Consider the following 15,852-nt stretch of genomic DNA (forward strand, 5'->3'; position numbering starts at 1 on the left):
CTAGACGTTCTGCCCCGACAGGTTGGTCAGGCGGCCGGCGGGAGAGCGGTCCGGCAGGGCGGCGACAGAACTCGGAGCCTGGGCCCACCGCTCGAGCAGGGCGACGAACTCCCCGGCCACGGCGGGCCAGTGGAAGTGGTTCAGCGCCTCGACGTAACCCCGCGCGCCCATCGCGGCACGCCGTTCGGCGTCCTCGCGCAGGCGGAGCACGCACTGCACGACCGCGTCGGCCACCGCGCCGACCTCGCCGAACGGGACGATCGTCCCGCAGTCGACCCGCCCGACCAGGGACGCCGCCCTCGGCAGCGGGGTCGTGACGACGGGGATGCCGCGGGCCATGTACTCGACGACCTTCGTGGGCGTCGACTCGCGGTAGTTGGGCACGTCGTGCAGCAGGGACAGCCCGGCCAGGGCGCCCTCGGCCATCCGCAGCGCGTGGTTGTTGGGGACGTACCCGAACCAGTCGAGCAGCCCCGCGCGCTGCGCGTCGCGCAGCATCGGACGCACCGCGGCGTCGGCCGGTCCGATCAGATCCAGGCGGATGCCGTACGGCCGGAGCCGCCGGGCGATCTCCACCATCTCGGCCGCGCCGCGCGCGAGGGAGATGTGGCCCACGTAGACGATCCGGTGGTCCCCCGGCGGCGCGGGCGGCGTCTGCGGCACGTACGTGTGGTTGGGCACCACGGGATGCGCGCCGGGGAAGCGCTCACGGTAGGACTCCTCGGCGAGGATGAGGTGGAGGCGCCGCTCCGCCCTGCCCTCGACCGCGCGGATCAGCGGCGGCAGGACGCTCCGCACCGGCCCCGGCAGGTACGCCTTGGCGTTCAGCGCGCCGATCGTGTCCTCGTGGACGTCCCAGACCGTGGGCGGCCGTTTGCGAGGCAGCGCGAGCAGCAGCTCGATGTCGTGCACGAGCAGCAGGTCGGCGTCTCGCACCGCCGTGCGCAGGGCAGAGGTGGCGGCCCGCAGCGCCTTGGCGCGGTGCAGCCCCACGGCCCTCGGCACGTCCACGGCCCGGATGCCCGGCCGCGGCGTCACGTTGCAGTGCGTGAACGGCGCGACGAAGGTGACCTCGTGCCCGGCGTCGAGCAGCGCCCGGATCTGCCGGTGGGTGATCCGGGCGTCCTCGGGGTGATGGACTGTCGTGCCGACGCATACCCTCATATGGGGAGGCTGACTGCACCGTCCGAAATGACCGGATGCGCTGGGTGAATGCCCCTCGAAATGCCGCTTAACTTCCGGTGCTCGCCGGCTGCGGCGCTCGCCCGCTCGGCCTCCGGTACAACCAGGTCAGCCGGGGTTCGAGCAGCCACTTGAACGCCGTACGGGTGATCGGCAGGCACAGCACGATGGCCAGCGCGAAGCAGGAGCACGCGATGGCCGCCACGCCGAGCGGGCCGTGCAGCCAGGAGAGGCTGAGCCAGCCCATCTCCTTGGCGATCATCACCGGCACACCGTGCAGCAGGTAGCAGTAGAGCGTGCGGGTGCCGAGGTCGGTGAACCACGTCTGGCGCCGGGGGATCAGCGACATCACGGCCGCCGACATGGCCAGCGCGGCCACCAGCAGGCCTGTCCGCAGCAGCATGCCCTTCCACCAGACCAGGTGGAGGTCCTTGTAGCTGTCCTTGTAGTAGATCGGGCCGAGCTTGATCGAGTAGTTCTGCACCAGGAAGATCGCCACACCCGCGGCGCCCACCAGGACGACCACCGACAGCGCCATCACCCAGCGCTGCTTCAGGAAGTCGAAGACCCCCGGCTTGAGCACGAGGCCGAGGACGAAGAACGGCATCAGGCCGAAGAAGCGGTCCATGCTGAAGTCGCCGGACAACTCGGAGAACCCGGAGAACAGATATACGGCGATCGAGATGACGAACGGATACTTCATTCGTTTCCACACGGGTGTGGACAGTCGCCAGAACAGCAGCGCGAGCAGATACCAGTTCAACCAGGCCGGGTCCATGATCGTGATGCTGAACTTGTGCCCGAAGGCGGTGCGCAGCAGGGCATACCCCAGCTCGACGATCACGTACGGCACGAGGAACGTGTCGACCAATTTGTTGGTCTTCGCGTTGGAGTTCCAGAAGTTCCTGGACAGGTAGCCGCTGACGATGACGAACAGCGGCATGTGGAAGACGTAGATGAACAGGTACGCCGCCCGGGAGGAGTCGGCCGCCAGCGTCGGGACCAACGAGTGCCCGATCGGCACCAGGGCGATGCCGACGAACTTCACGTTGTCCAGGTAGGGGTCGCGCGGCTTCTTGGCCCGGGGCGCGGGCTCCTGCTCGGGCTCGTCCTCCAGGCCGTCACGCTGTCCCGTGCCCCGGGCGAACGGGTCGTCCGGCCGGACGGGCACCTCGGCCCAGGCGGGCAGCGGAGCGCGCAGCGGCCTGCCGAGAGGACCGGTCTGGCGGGGGTCGTTCGCGCCGCCGAAGCCGTCCTGGGAGCGCCGCCAGGGGTCCCACTGGGCGGGGTCGCCGGCCTCCTGGCCGGGCCACGCGGGAGCCGGCGCGTCCTGCGCGGGCGCGGGGCTGAAGGCCGCGTCCGGGGCGGCCCCGGAGAAGGCGTCCGGCACACCCCGGCCGCCGCGCGGGCCGCGGGTGGTCTCGGGGAACGGCGTGGCGCCGAAGGGGTCGTCCGGTGTGAAGACCGGGCCGGCGCCGGACGGGGGAGTGTCGAGGAAGGGGTTCGCCGTCCTGCCGGCGGCGGCCGCCGGCGGCTCCGGGAAGCCGGGAGGTTCGGGGAAACCCGGGGGTTCGGGAAAGCCCGGAGGTTCGGGGAAGCCGGAGAACCGCGTCCCCAGCGGCTCCGGCCCGGCGCCGAAGGCCGGGGTGGGGAAGGCCGGGGATTCGCCGAAGGGAGGCGTGGGGACGTCGGAGCCGTCCTGCGGGCCGGGCGCGGACGACCGCCGGGTGGCGCCGGGGAAGGCGTCCGCGAGGTTGCGGGGACCGTGCTCGGGGAACGTCTCCGGCCACGCGGGGCCGTCGGCGGCGCTCGCGCGCGCCACAGGACGCTCTGTGTCCTGACGATCTGTGTCTGTACGATCTGGGCCCCGGCCGGCGGAGAAGTAGTCGAAGCCCTCCGGCTGCGGGGCGGACGCGGGCGGCATGCCCAGGCGGGAGGCGCCCGGCTGGCGCGGCTTCCGTACGGGCAGGGGCTGCTTCTCGTACGGCGGGGCGCCGGTGGGTGTGGAACCGGTGGGCGTGGAACCGGTCGGCGCGGCGCTGCTCGACGAGATGCCGGGCACCCCGGCGCCCCGCGGCTTGCGCACGGGCAGGGGCTGCTTCTCGTACGGCGGGGCGCCGGCGGACGTGGAACCGGACGCCGCGGCGCTGTTCTGTACGGCGCTGTTCTGTACGGCGCTGTTCTGCACGGCGCTGGGGCCCTCGGCGCGCCCGGCTTCGGCGGCCGCGCCTGCCGCGCCACCCGTGCCTGTCGTGCTGCCCGGGGCCGTCTCACCGCTCTCGTGGCGCCCCTGCGCCGATGCGATCGCGCTCTCGTCGCCGGGAGCCGGAAGACTCCCCTCGTGACGCCCGTGCTCGTGCCGCTCGTGGGTCTGGGAGCCGGGCCGGCCCGCGCCCTGCTCCGCCTCCGGACCACCCGCGGTCTTCGGCTCCCGCCGCGGCAGGCCGCCGTCCGGAGCGGGCCAGTCTCCGGTGATGCGGCCTATCACTCCGGTGGGAGCCTCTTCGGCATCGGGGTCGTTGCCTTGCGGGGATCCGGGAACCGGCGGGTGATGGCGGGTGTCACTCACGGGAGAAACGCTCAGCTATCTGTTGGAGGCTCGGGGGAACGGCCACGCCTGGCGTAGCGTCGCCGCGTCCTTTCGGACATTAGCGAAGGCGCCCCGGCGCATCAGCCCGAACGGGCGAACAGGGCGCGTTCGCCAGGTGTTCACCCTAACGTTCTTGGACACTGATGTCGCCTCTGAGGCCGAACATAACTCCTGTGACATCTGTCGGTTCTGTTGTCAGACCGTCGGAGACGGGACGGCCGGGGCTCCGTTCTCATGGGACGGAACCCCGGCCAGGATGTCGGCAGGGTGTGACGCGTGTCAGCTCGCGCAGATGTTGGTCTCGGAGGTCACCGCGTTGTCCCCGACCTGCAGGGGGACGCGCACGCCCTTCCAGTCGGCGCCGATGACGAGCTGGATGATCGGCCCGCGCACCTTGCCCTTGGGCGCGTCCGGCGGGGGCGAGGACGGGGTGAACGGCGTGACCGGGCCGCTCGCCACCTTCCCGGTCTCCGGGCTGACGGGGTTGATCAGCTTGCCGACCAGGATCTTCGAGTAGTTCCAGCCCTGACCGGTGTAGCGGACCACGGTCTTCGGCTGGTCGGTGCCGTCGGGCTTCCTCGCGTCGCCGACGCCGACGACGTTGAAGCCGAGCCCGGAGAGCTCCTCGGCGACCTCCTTGCCCCGGCCGGGGGTGTTGGTGCCGTTGAACACCTGCACCTTGACCTGCTGCGGCTTGGTCACCACCGGCCCGGACGGCGAAGCGGCCGCGCTCGGGGACGCGGTGGGAGTCACCTCGGTGTCGTTCGCGATGGCCTTGAAGAGGTTGCCCGCGGCCGGCTGCTTCCACTGGACGCGGTTCTTGTCGGCGACGTACGGCTCCCACGGCACGGTGGTGGCCTTGAAACCCTTCGCCGAGAGCTTCTGCGCGCTCTGCGCGATCTTGATGAGCTCTTCGGTGTTGAGCGCGTCGTCCATGGTGACGGACTTGGCCGCGGCGGCGATGAAGTTCTGCAGCTTGCCGACGTCGGTGAGTAGCGCGCTGCTGGTCGCCTTCTTGACCACCTGGGAGAGGAACACCTGCTGGCGTTTGATCCGGGAGATGTCGCTCCCGTCGCCGAGTCCGTGCCGCAGCCGTACGTAGGCCAGCGCGGTCTCGCCCTTCACCAGGTGCTTGCCCTTGGCGAGCGTGAGCTTCGACTGCTTGTCGTTCACGTCCTGCGGCAGGCAGATCTCGATGCCGCCGAGCGCGTTCACGATGGACTTGAAGCCGGTGAAGTCCACCTTCACGTAGTGGTGGACGCGGATCCCGGTGAGGCTCTCGATCGTCCGGCGCGTGCAGATCATCCCGCCGTCGGAGAACGCGGAGTTGATCATGCCCAGGTGCGCGGGAATGAGCGCCCTGTTCCTGTTGTAACAGGCGGGGATCATCACCATGGAGTCGCGGGGGAAGCTGAGCAGCGTCGCCCCGTCGCGGTTGGGCGACACGTGCAGCAGCATGATCGTGTCGGTGCGCTCGCCGTCGTTGACCAGGTGCTGGCCGTACTTCTTGTTGTCTCCGGCGCGGGTGTCCGAGCCCACGAGCAGCACGTTGATCGCGCCGGTCTCGTTGACGGGGCGGTTCTTGTCGAGGTCGTCGGTCGACGCACCTCTGTTGATCAGCCCGATCGTGCTCCGGTAGACCTTGTAGGCCGTCAGCGTGCCGATGACCAGCACGCACGTGAGCACGACGCTGATCCAGCCGCCGATCCCCAGCCCAGACCGGCGGCCGCCGCCCCCGCCGCGCCGGCGGGACGGCCTGCCGTCCGGAGGGGGGAGATCGCCGCCACCTCTGGACGCGCGGCTCGGGGCGGTGGGCGCGGTGGGGGCCGGGCTGTAGCCGGTCTCCTCGTCGCCACCGCGCCTGCGGCCACGCCGCCGCGGCGGCTCCTCCTCGTGAAGGGGCTCGGGTGGCCCGCTCGGCTCGGCGCGCCGCCCGCCTCGGCGGCGTCCCTCGTCGTACGTCTCCGGCGGGTAGTCGTCCCTGGGCGGTCGCTGCCCGCCTCGTCTCCCCGGCATCTCCGCGTAGCCCGCGGGGGCGGTGGCCACCGGCATGTCGGCGTACCCGGCGGGCGCGGGCGCCCCTCTGCGGCCCCGGGGGGGCTCGAAGGCGCCGTCGTACGAGCCGTCTTGCGGGGGACCCCAGATCCTCTGGTCGGACGGAGCCTGCGGAGGACTGGAACGCGCGGCGACGCGCCTGCGCTCGCTCACCGCACGCCTGCCCAGGAAGCGACAGCCGGGCGGCACGGCGCGGCGGCCGTACGGCAAAGTCTGGCGGCCGGACGAGTGGGCGAGAGGCCGCAAGGATTACTGGTTCGCTCGCACACTTGTCCTCCTTGCCTGGCGATCACATGTCGCGCTCCGAGGGTAGGTCACTGGAGCGTCTGCGGGCGCCGCGATTGGGAGGATCCAGGGCGCGATCACGCCGTGCCGCGTCCCCCTGATCCAGGGGCAGAGCATACTAAACACCGACATTTTGGGTATGAGATTGAGTTTCCCTTTACCTGGATTTGATGTTGGGAGGGCTGTCTGGCCAGGTCAGCCGGTCATGTCCGCCGGCGGAGCCCCCGGACGGACAGAGCGGCGGCCAGGCAGACAAGCGGCACCACGGGCAGGACGTAGCGGTAGTCGAACTGGGCCGTGGCGGGCGGGACGAGAAGCAGCGCCCAGGCCGTCGCCCAGGCGATGCCCCAATTCGAGTGGCCCCAATTCGAGTGGCCCCAATTCGAGGAGCCCCGGTTCGAGCGGGCGCGTCGCGCGGGCGGCCGTCGTGTCCGCGCCGACCGGGTCCGGACGAGCCAGGCGGCCGGGGGTGCCAGAAGGAGCGCCAGCAGCGCCGTCCCCGGCAGCCGTACGACGTCCTGGTAGGCCCGCATCAGGCCGGCGAACGGCTCGGAGATGCGCAGCGTGATGGGCCCGCCCTCGTAACGCTGCGCGAACTCCTTGCCCACCACGGCGGGGTTCCGCCCGGGCGGCGGCGGCACGGTCTCCGGAAACTCGTAGTACCCGTACGTCTCGGCGTCGGGATAGACGGGCCGCCCGAGCGTGAACGACCTGCCGAGCTCGGTCAGCGTGCCGCGGAGGTAGTCGAGCGGCTGGCTGCGGATCGCGAGCGAGGCGAACCTCCCGGCCAGGGTGTCGGTCTCCTTGGTGAACGTGATGCCGGGCAGCCGGACCAGTGGGGCTTCGGGGTTCCAGATGTACTCCTGGGACGCCGGCCGGGACGCGGGGGGCCGGGAGTCGCACAGCACGGCGAGGTCGGCCGGCGGCTTCATCACCGAACAGTCGGCGAACGCCATCGTGCGGGCGTAGAGGAAGACGCCGTTCGAGCCGACCAGCCCGACGCGCTGGTAGGTCGCGTAGAACCAGCCCGCGTAGCCCGCGACCGGCAGGAGCGCGGCCACCAGGAAGGGCACGGTGAGCCTGGCCACCGCCCGGCCCGGGCGGCCCGCCCCGCTCGCGCCACGCACGCCGTACGCGAGCAGGACGAGCGCGAAGACGGCGATCAGCGGCAGCCCGACGGTCCTGGTCAGCGTGGCGGCGGCCAGCACGAGGCCGAGCGCGGCGGCCGAGCGCGGCGTCAGTGGGCGGCGCATCGCCAGGCACACCGCTCCCACGACCAGGAACGTGAACAGCGAGTCGGAGACCAGCAGGTGCTCCAGCTCGATCTGGTACGCGTCGAGCAGCACCGGGACGCAGGCCAGGACGGCCGCCCACGAAGGACCGCCGCGCCGCAGGACGGTCACGTAGAGCATCACGCCGACGAGCAGCCCCAGCACGTGCTGCACGGTCACGACCAGGGCGAAGCTGTGGAACGCCTCCAGGAGCCTCAGGAACATCGAGTAGCCCGCCGGGCGGACGAGGTCGGGCCTCGGCCGCATGGCCGTCACGACGTACGTGTAGGAGTCGGGGAACCACAGCGCGGGCCGGTAGCCGAGCGCGGTCACCAGCCGCAGGAGCGCCCCCAGCCCGAAGACCACGAGGAAGAACCGATGCCTGCGCGCCCACCCGGGGAGCTCCGCACGCGCCCAGGCCACCGGGTGGAACGGATCGCGAGGCGCCAGACGCTCACGGACCCGGCTCCCGAGCCGCCCGCCCGCTGGACCATCGCCCATGAGCCCCCGGTTCGCGAGCCGTCCCTCCCCAGGCGCCGTGGGCGGCTCTGGGGACGGCGGCTCGCCTGGCCGGGTGGGTCCGGGGCGTTCGCGCGGGTGCCCGTCCCGCTCCGGCCAGGGCGCCGAGCCCCGGCTGTCCGACACCCTCATATGCCCCCCCGCCTGCTTCCCGGCGTACGCTACCGGCTCCGTACGACCCCTGTGCGGGGGCCGCCCGCGCCTGTGGACAACCGCGACGCGCGCGGCCGGCGTGCTGCCCGATGAAGGCGGGGCGCGGGGGTGGGCCGCTAGTCTCGGGTGCATTCCAGTGCACAGATCCGGCCACTCACGTGGCCGCACACGGCTGCCATCGGAGCAGGAGGCGGCGGGCAGGACGCTCGCGGCCGTCTCCGTCGTGCCCGCGCTCGCGCTGAGCGGGTGGCTGCTCGCCGGGCTGCCGCTGCTGCTGCTCGGGTGGTTCCGGCCGCTGCCCACGGCGCTGCTCGGCGGCGCCGCCACCCTCCTGCTGTGCGCGGCGGGCCTGCGCCGCCTGCCCGCGACCGCCACGCCGCACCGCTGGGCGACGGCGGCCACACTCGCCGTGGCACTCGGGTCGGGAGTGTTCAACGGGCTCCTGCACGGCGAGCAGCTGATCGTCCGGCGTGACCCGTCGACCTACGCGCAGTACGCCGTCTGGCTCGCCCGGCACGGGGCGCTGCCGATCCCGGTGGGGGACTTCGGCGGTCCCGATCCCGCGCTGCGCTTCGACAGCATGGGCGTCTACATGACCGGCGACGGGATCGTCCCCCAGTTCATGGCCGGGCCGCCGATGACCTACGCGATCGGCCACTGGCTGGGCGGCGTCCCGGGCCTGCTGCTCGTGTCGCCCGTGCTGGGCGCGCTCGCGGTGCTCACCGTCGCGGGGACCGCCGCGCGGCTCACGGGCGCGCGCTGGGCGCCCCTTGCCGCCCTCGTGTTCGCGGTCAGCCTGCCGATCATCTACACGTCGCGGACGACGTTCAGCGAGATCCCCTCCCTGATCCTGCTGTTCGGCGCGATGAACCTGCTGCTCGACGCCCGGGCCCGGCTCAGAGCGGCACTGCCCGGTGCGGGCTTCCCGTCCGCGGCGCTCGCGGGGCTGTCGTTCGGGCTGGCGCTGCTGGTGCGCATCGACGGCCTGCGCGACGTGCTGCCCGTGCTCGCCTTCGCCGGGGCGCTCGTCGCGCTCCGGCGGATCCCCCGCGCGAGGCCCTTCCCCGAGGGGCGGCTGGGCGTGCCCCTGCTGACCGGCCTGGTCGTGGGCGGCTTGTGGGGGTTCACCGGCGGCTACGTCCTCGCCCGGCCATACCTGGAGTATCTGTCGGGCTCACTCATGCCCCTGCTCGCGATCTGCGCCGTCGTCGTGGCGCTCACGGTCGCCGGCACGGCTCTCGCGCCCTGGATCGTCGTCCGCGCGCGCGGGCTCCTCACGGGAGCCGGGTGGCTGCCCAACGCCGCCGCGGCCCTGGTCGTGCTGGTCATGGCGGGCTTCGCCGTACGGCCCTGGGTGCAGACGGTGCGTCGTGACGCGGTCACGCCCGAGGACAGGCTCACGGCCGACTTCATCGAGAAGACGCAGGTCGCCAACGGCCTCGCGAAGGACATGTCCCGGCTGTACTACGAGCATTCCCTCGACTGGGTCTTCTGGTACGTCGGGATCCCCGCCGTCGTGCTGGCGACCGTGGCGGCGGCCGTGCTCGCCCGCCGCCTGACCAGGGGCGGTCTGATGAAGGGAGAGGAGTTCGGCTGGCTGCTGCCGCTGGCCGTGATCGGGTGGACGACGGTGACGACGCTCTGGCGTCCCGCGATCACCCCCGACCACCCCTTCGCCTCCCGCAGGCTGGTGCCGATCGTCATCCCCGGCCTGGTGCTGCTCGCCGTCTGGGGGCTGCGGTGGCTCTCGCGGCGTCTCGCGCGTACGCGCTGGTTCGCCGCCCGTCGGGGACGCTCACGGGCCGCTGTCGCGGCGGGGGCGCTGCTGCTGGCGGTCCCGCCCGCGATCACCTCGATCGGCACCGCGTTCACGCCGGTCAACAGGGGAGAGGCCGCCGCGGTGGCGGGCCTGTGCCGCGCGATCCCGGCGAACGCCTCCGTGCTCATCGCCGAACGCGTCACGGGCGACCGGTTCACCCAGGTCGTGCGCGGCCAGTGCGGGCTGCCGACCGCCCGGGTGGTCTATCCCCGGGGCTTCGACGTGCCGCCCCGGGCCGACGTGCTGCGCCTGGTCGAGGCCGTCCGGCGCACCGGCCGCGTGCCCGTGCTGCTCGCCGCCGAGCCCGAGCAGCTCATGGCGTACGGCCCGGCGACCCGGGTGATGAGCCTGCACACCCGGCAGGACGAACGCTCGCTGGTGGACCCGCCCAACGGCACCTGGTCGCTCACCATCGACGTCTGGATGACCGTGCCCACCCAATAGATCTAGGGTTCGGCGTGTGAACTCCCCTGCGACGGAGGAATCGTCCTTCGGCGACGATCGTCGTGAGCCGGAACCCAGGACGGGCCTTCTCCGGAAGCCGCTGGCCGTCGCCGGACTGGTGGTCGTGCTCCTGGGGGGACTCGCCGGGCTCGGGCTCGCCGGGTGGCGGATCTCCGAGCAATTCCGCTGGCCGTTGCCTCCGCCCGAAACCCCCGCCCCGCTCACCGGGAGGTTGTCGGTCTTCCTGTGCGTGGACAGTTCGGACGAGTACGCGCCGAACTGCCTGTACGGTGCCGCGACCGCCGATGACAAGCGGGCGATCGAGGCCGCGCTCAGGTCGCTCCCGGAACTTCGCGGTTTCTCCTTCGAGACGAAGGAACAGGCGTACGAGAAATTACGGAGGAGTGCCGGTGATGACCCGGCGGGTCTGGAGTTCGTGCGGAAAACGGGAGTCGACGAGATGCCCGAGTCCTACCAAGCCACCCTCGGTCCCGGGGACTGGGAGGCGGTCCGGCTCCGCATCGACGACTTGCGCGGCGTCTTGGCCACAGAGATCTACGGCGACAGCCTCTGGAGAGGAGTCGCCGACGTCGGGATCGCGCTCTGTCCGGAGATCGGCAGCGACTTTCCGCGGTGCCGGGGACGTGAAAGGGTCTCAGATGAGGAAAAGGCGGCCGTGATCGACCGGATCAGGGACCTCGACGGGGTGAAGGCCGTGTACGTCGAGGACGCCGCCCACGCGCGCGTGAACAGGCGGCGGATCCTCTGGCGGCCGGACACTGAGGATGTCGACGTGCGCGCCCTGCCTGAGGCGTTCTATATCGCGTTCGACCGTCCACCGGCGAAGACCGAGATGGAGAAGATCTTCCTCCCTATGCCCGGCGTCGCCCAGGTGGTGCCGGTGTCATGACGCTTCCCGAGGAGCCTCAGATCGAGGAGATGACGATCGGCGAGAGCGGTGGCCGGTGGAGAAGGCCGCTCGCGGTCGTGACGGCGGCCGTGCTCGTCGTGGCGCTGGTGGCCGGAGGGGTGGTCGCCTACCGGGCCTCCCGGGAGCCGTCCCCGCCGCCGGACGGGCCGTGGCCTCGTACCGGCACCTTTCTGGTGCACCTGTGCGGGCCCCCGTCCCCTTATGACGCGCAGTTATCTGATGAATCGCAGTCCTTGGACGAGTACTGCCCGTCGGGTGCGGCGACGGCGTCCCAGCGGCGCGAGGTCGAGCGCGTGCTCGCGAGCCACGCGGAGACCCGGGGATACCGGCGACTCGCGCAGGCGCAGGCCCTCGCCATCGCCCGCCAGAACGAACGCATCGGCGACCGAGGACGCCGAGCACGCCCTGGCCGTCATGCGTCATGTGCAGTGGGTGGACCGGCCGGAGTTCTACCACGCGGACCTGATGCCGGAGGCCTTCCACGTCATGTTCGTCGGCCCGTGGGATTTCGCCCAGGTGCAGCGGGCCTTCGCCGGTATGCCGGGCGTCGTGAAGGTGGTGCGGCATGGTCACCCTTAAGGGCTCACCTAGCCTCCAGGTGAGAGCTCTCGCGGTCGCGGCGGCGGTGCTTCTGGTGGCGTCCTGCGGGACCGCCGGGCCGCCCGCGCCGTCTCGGCCCGTCTCGTCGCCGTCCCCGTCCGGATCCGCCATGGAGGGGCCGCAGCCTGACGATCCGTGGCCGGGCACGAGTGCCCTCACACCCTTGCCGCCGCCGGACGGCCCGTGGCCGGAGACGGGACGACTGGCCGTGTTCTTCTGCGCGCGCTCCACCGTGTTCGACGCCTGTAACGACCGGGGAGTCGCCACGCGGGGAGAGATACGGAAGGTGCGGGCGCTGCTCGGGGCCGCGCCGGAGGTCGAGAAGGTCCGCTTCGTGTCGCAGGCGGAGGAGTTCAGGCGAACGCGAGAGGCACTGCGGGACAGACCCGAGCTGCTGGAAGGCGCGGACCCCGCGGACGAGTCCGCGTCCTACATCGCGCGGGTGGGTCCGGGGGACTGGCCCGCGCTGGTCCGCCGCCTCTCGAAGGCGGCGGGGGTGTCCAACGCCTTCGTGATCCGCGACGACTACTGGCCGCGCAAGGCCGACGTCATGGTCCAGCTGTGCCCCCGGGCCGACCTCAGCGAAGGGCAGGGAGGGCCCTGCGAGGGGCGAGGGTTGGCCACTCTCGCCGAGAAGAACGCCATTCTGGACCGCATCGGCGATCTCCCCGGGCTGGAGAAGGTCTATTTCCAGGCCCGCTCCCACCAGGCCCCGATGTGGCGTCGCCGGATAGTGCCGGAGGAAGACTTCGGCGCCTACCTTCCCGAGGTCTTCTACGTGAAGTTCACGACCCCGCCGGTGCTGTCGGAGGTCAGGCGGGCGCTGCGCGGAGCGGCCGGGGTGTTCCTGGTGGACCCGGTCGACGCGACCACGAAGGACAGGAGGCTGTGACGGCGGCGTCCGCGAAGTGAGACCGCGATTTGGTGGGGCAGAGTAGCCTAGCCGGACGTGACCACGCCCGAGACCTCTGGAAGCGCCGTGACTCCCGCAGAAACCCCGTACGTCACGATTGTCCTGCCGTGTTACAACGAGCAGGACCACGTCGTCGCCGAGGTCGAGCGCATCTGCGCGGCCATGGACGCCAGCGGATACACCTACGAACTGCTGGCCATCGACGACTGCTCGACCGACTACACGCTCGGGCGTCTGGGGGAGGCCGCGCCGCGCTTCCCGCACATGCGGATCAGGGCGTTCCACCGCAACGGCGGCTCGGGCACCGTACGCAGGATCGGCAGCCAGGAGGCCCGCGGCGAGATCGTCGTGTGGACCGACGCTGACATGAGCTACCCGAACGAGCGCATCCCCGAGTTGGTCCAGATCCTGGAGAAGGACCCGACGATCGACCAGGTCGTCGGCGCGCGCACCACGGAGGAGGGCTCGCACAAGTTCCTGCGCGTGCCGGCCAAGTGGTTCATCCGCAAGGTGGCCGAGCGGCTGGCCGGGCAGAAGATCCCCGACCTCAACTCCGGCCTGCGGGCCTTCCGCAAGTCGGTCGCCAAGCCCTATCTGCGGCTGCTGCCCCCCGGCTTCTCCTGCGTCACGACGATCACGCTGGCGTTCATGTCGAACCAGCACGACGTCTACTACCTGCCGATCGAGTACGCGAAGCGGGCCGGGAAGTCGAAGTTCAACTTCGTCTCCGACGCCTACCGCTACATCCTGCAGGTGCTGCGGATGGTCATGTACTTCAACCCGCTCAAGGTGCTCATGCCGCCCGCGCTCTGGCTCGTCGGGATCGGCCTGGTCAAGGGCGTGTACGACATGATCAGCCACCTGGCCTTCTACCTCACCAGCAACACCGTCGTGACCTTCCTGTCCGGCATGCTGATCGGGGCGGTGGCCCTGCTGGCCGACCTGATCGTGCGATCTCGGGGTGATGTGTGAGGATCGCGATCGTCGGCCCGACGTATCCGTACAAGGGCGGCGGGGCGCAGCACACCACCGAGCTGGCCCACCGGCTGCGGGCGCGGGGCCACGACGTGGTCATCGAGTCGTGGCGGGCGCAGTATCCCTCGTTCCTGTACCCCGGGCAGCAGACGATCGACAGCCCCGAGGGCGAGCCCTACCCCGGCACCCGCCGCGACCTCGACTGGCGGCGGCCGGACGGCTGGGTGGCCTGCGGGCGGCGGCTGCGCGGGGCCGACCTGGTCGTGCTCGCCGTGCTCAGCCCGGTGCAGGTGCCGGCGTACCTCGGCATCCTGTACGGCCTGCGCCGCCGGGCGCGCGTGGTCGCACTGTGTCACAACGTGCTGCCGCATGAGACCAAGCCGTACGACAGGCCGCTGATGAAGGCGCTGCTGCGCCGGGTGGACGGCGTGCTCGCCCATTCGGAGCAGCAGGCGGACCTCGCCCGCGCGCTCACCGACGCGCCGGTGCGGGTGGCCGCCCTCGCCCCGCACCTGCCCGTGCGCGGCGCGCGGGAGGCGGCGGGCCGGGGGCCCCAGGGCAGGCTGCTCTTCTTCGGCATCGTCCGGCCCTACAAGGGGCTCGACCTGCTGCTTGAGGCGCTCGCGCAGGTGCCCGACGTACGGCTGACGGTCGCGGGCGAGTTCTGGGGCGGCCTGGAGGACACCCACGCCCTGATCGCCCGGCTCGGTCTGGCCGGCCGGGTCGAGATCCGGCCGGGATACGTGGCGGCCGAGGACGTGCCCGGGCTGTTCGCCGGGGCCGACGCGCTGGTGCTGCCCTACCGGTCGGCGACCGCCAGCCAGAACGTGTGGCTCGGTCACGAGCACGGCGTGCCGGTGATCGCCACCCGGGTGGGGGCGCTGCCCGACAACGTACGCGACGATGTGGACGGCCTGCTGGTGGAGCCGGGTTCGGCCGGCGCGCTGGCGGAGGCGATCAAGCGGTTCTACGAGCCGGGGACGCCGGAGCGGCTGCGGGCGGGTGTCGCGCCCGTCGATCCCGAGCCGCACTGGGCCGCCTACGTGGACACGTTGCTGGCCGCGTCGGAGAGCTGACCGGCCGGGGCGGTGCGGCCGCGGGCGAGCAGGAAGCCGAGCCCGGCCCAGGCGGCGTCGGCGACGGTGAACATCACGCGGGACACCACGGCGATGGCCAGCGCCCTCGGCGTGTCGAGCACCGGGGCCAGCGCCACGACCATCGCGCCCTCCCGCACACCGATCCCGGCGGGCACCACGACCGTGAGGATGCCCGTGGCCCAGGCCAGCGCGTACGCCCCGGCCGCGACGGCGTACAGGGACGGGCCCGCCGGGCGCACACCGCCGACGAGGACCCACAGGTGTACGCCGTACACCAGCCAGCCGGCCATCGTCCAGGCGGCGGCCTTGGCCATCTCCGCGCCGCTGAGCACCCGGTCGAGCGGCTCCCTGCGGGCGACGCGCAGGGCGAGGTTGAGCCCCCAGGCCATCACCCGCGGGTGGAGGCCGACGAGGATGACCGGGACCAGCGCGAGCAGCCACCACGCCTGCCTGGCGATCTGCTGCGACAGCGTGGCCGCGGCGAGGGCGAGCGCGCAGCCCAGGGAGGTCACCAGGCCGAGGGCGGTGGCGCTGAACGTCCGCCGCGGCGGCGCGCCGTGGTCGCGGGCCAGCTCGATCATCGCGGCGAACGCCCAGACCGAGCCGGGGATGTACTTGCCGAGCTGACCGACGAACAGCACCCGCGCGGCCACGCGCAGCGGCAGGGGCGAGCCGAGCCCGGCGAGGATGTCGCGCCAGGCGACCAGCATGAACCCCAGCCCGGCGAGCACGGCCAGGAACGAGGTCCCGAGCGACCACCACGACAGCCGCGACAGGGCGGCGGAGGTCTCCGTCCAGTTCCGGGCCAGGCCGTACGCCAGGAAGGCGAGCGCGACCAGGGCCAGCAGCACCCGCAGCAGCGGGCTGGAGCGCAGGCGGTTCAGCAGGCGCGGCACGCGCCCCAGAGTAAAGCCTGAAGCTACTGATCGGTAGGTCCGCCGCGCGGGTTATCCACAGGGTCGGCTGATCGGGAGACGGGGGCGGGGCGGGCACGGGTACTGTTGGGCAGCGTGAAGAC

The 15,852-nt window shown here is 71.9% G+C and carries 11 protein-coding genes; 6 read left to right on the forward strand and 5 right to left on the reverse strand.

Going from position 1 to position 15,852, the window contains the following annotated elements; all coding sequences use genetic code 11:
• From HHX35_RS10940 to HHX35_RS10955, 4 genes are all read right to left on the reverse strand, one after another.
• Positions 1-1,164, reverse strand: a complete 1,164-nt coding sequence (locus HHX35_RS10940) for a glycosyltransferase (protein WP_182898718.1) — start codon at positions 1,162-1,164, stop codon at positions 1-3.
• Positions 1,165-1,231: 67 nt separating this feature from the next.
• Entirely contained in the window at positions 1,232-3,751 is a 2,520-nt protein-coding gene (locus HHX35_RS10945; protein ID WP_182898719.1) for an acyltransferase family protein, read from the reverse strand.
• A gap of 300 nt (positions 3,752-4,051) precedes the next feature.
• Complete coding sequence (locus HHX35_RS10950) at positions 4,052-5,980, reverse strand: LCP family protein (RefSeq protein ID WP_182898720.1); 1,929 nt, start codon at positions 5,978-5,980, stop codon at positions 4,052-4,054.
• A gap of 335 nt (positions 5,981-6,315) precedes the next feature.
• Positions 6,316-7,806: a hypothetical protein gene (locus HHX35_RS10955; RefSeq protein WP_182898721.1), complete on the reverse strand. Its 1,491-nt coding sequence runs from the start codon at positions 7,804-7,806 to the stop codon at positions 6,316-6,318.
• Positions 7,807-8,191: 385 nt separating this feature from the next.
• On the opposite strand from HHX35_RS10955, the gene HHX35_RS10960 reads away from it, so the two are divergent.
• The 6 genes from HHX35_RS10960 to HHX35_RS10985 all read left to right on the forward strand — a co-directional run bounded on the left by HHX35_RS10960 (position 8,192) and on the right by HHX35_RS10985 (position 14,813).
• Entirely contained in the window at positions 8,192-10,318 is a 2,127-nt protein-coding gene (locus HHX35_RS10960; protein ID WP_310739011.1) for a hypothetical protein, read from the forward strand.
• A 16-nt stretch (positions 10,319-10,334) separates the two neighbouring features.
• Positions 10,335-11,228 carry a permease-like cell division protein FtsX gene (locus HHX35_RS10965; protein ID WP_182898722.1) on the forward strand — a complete coding sequence of 298 codons (894 nt, stop codon included), beginning with the start codon at positions 10,335-10,337 and terminating at the stop codon, positions 11,226-11,228.
• Positions 11,229-11,663: 435 nt separating this feature from the next.
• The gene (locus HHX35_RS10970) at positions 11,664-11,828 is read left to right on the forward strand and encodes a hypothetical protein (RefSeq protein ID WP_182898723.1); all 165 of its coding nucleotides are present in this window, start codon (positions 11,664-11,666) and stop codon (positions 11,826-11,828) included.
• A gap of 184 nt (positions 11,829-12,012) precedes the next feature.
• Positions 12,013-12,741: a permease-like cell division protein FtsX gene (locus HHX35_RS10975; protein ID WP_182898724.1), complete on the forward strand. Its 729-nt coding sequence runs from the start codon at positions 12,013-12,015 to the stop codon at positions 12,739-12,741.
• Between the two features lie 57 nt (positions 12,742-12,798).
• Positions 12,799-13,734, forward strand: a complete 936-nt coding sequence (locus HHX35_RS10980) for a glycosyltransferase family 2 protein (RefSeq protein WP_182898725.1) — start codon at positions 12,799-12,801, stop codon at positions 13,732-13,734.
• Positions 13,731-14,813 carry a glycosyltransferase family 4 protein gene (locus HHX35_RS10985; protein WP_182898726.1) on the forward strand — a complete coding sequence of 361 codons (1,083 nt, stop codon included), beginning with the start codon at positions 13,731-13,733 and terminating at the stop codon, positions 14,811-14,813. The genes HHX35_RS10980 and HHX35_RS10985 overlap by 4 nt, the downstream gene beginning before the upstream one ends.
• Here the strand turns inward: HHX35_RS10985 and HHX35_RS10990 are convergent.
• On the reverse strand, positions 14,777-15,730 hold the full coding sequence (locus tag HHX35_RS10990; RefSeq protein ID WP_310739012.1) for a lysylphosphatidylglycerol synthase domain-containing protein: 954 nt from the start codon (positions 15,728-15,730) through the stop codon (positions 14,777-14,779). The two genes, HHX35_RS10985 and HHX35_RS10990, sit on opposite strands and share 37 nt — an antisense overlap.
• Between the last annotated feature and the right edge of the window lie 122 nt (positions 15,731-15,852).

It is taken from the genome of Microbispora sp. H10830 (assembly GCF_014161375.1).
In the GTDB taxonomy this organism is placed as follows: domain Bacteria; phylum Actinomycetota; class Actinomycetes; order Streptosporangiales; family Streptosporangiaceae; genus Microbispora; species Microbispora catharanthi.

Excerpts from the sequence above, each read along its gene's own strand:
- HHX35_RS10940 (WP_182898718.1), bottom strand. The coding sequence starts at position 1,164 with ATGAGGGTATGCGTCGGCACGACAGTCCATCACCCCGAGGACGCCCGG.
- HHX35_RS10970 (WP_182898723.1), top strand. The coding sequence starts at position 11,664 with ATGCGTCATGTGCAGTGGGTGGACCGGCCGGAGTTCTACCACGCGGAC.